1 protein-coding gene and 1 pseudogene are annotated in these 608 nt (G+C 43.9%); both read right to left on the reverse strand.

Annotated features, from left to right (window positions below):
• A partial coding sequence (locus tag R7Q09_RS26795) for a c-type cytochrome (protein ID WP_318144030.1) occupies nucleotides 1–232 on the reverse strand: 232 nt, incomplete at its 3' end.
• Nucleotides 233–309: 77 nt separating this feature from the next.
• A pseudogene (locus R7Q09_RS26800) lies at nucleotides 310–608 on the reverse strand (low-specificity L-threonine aldolase); the annotation flags it as partial.

A 608-nucleotide genomic window follows, 5' to 3' on the forward strand; every position in this document is an offset into this window, starting at 1 on the left:
CTGCCAGTGGCCCGGTTCGCAAACCATCCTGATAGGCTTTCATCGAGTCATACAAGTATTTAGGACTTTGACCTGCAAGGTTCGGATAGGCGTCATTACTGCTTAGTCCATTTGTGCCGTGGCAATATACGCAGCTTGGAGCTTTAACTTTGCCTTTCTCAGCATCGCCAAAAGGATTGGCATAAACGGTGGAAGTAAAAATGAGAGACGTTAAAAGGAGGGTTCTTAGCATTATGGATTCTCGATTTAGCGATAATTGACCGTAGAATAAAGCTTCCCCCAAGGGGAAGCTCAATGATCAAAATCAATCTAAAGCAGAGATTTAAGGCTCGATAGGAAGGTTTGAATATCTTCAGCAGAGATGTCTTTGTGTGTGACAAAGCGAATTGGGTTTCCTGGGCTGATGATGATTTTTTGTTGCTTGAGTTGCTCCGCGATGCTTTGGATATCGACTTTAGCATCCAACTTAGCAAACACAATGTTGGTTTGAACGAAGTCAGGATTTACCGAGAAACCCGGTAGTTCAGCTAAAGCTTCCGCCAGTGCTTTTGCATTGATGTGATCTTGCTTTAACTGCGCGACTTGTTCTGTGATTGCCAGTTTACCTG

Source organism: Vibrio sp. 2130-1 (assembly GCF_033339515.1).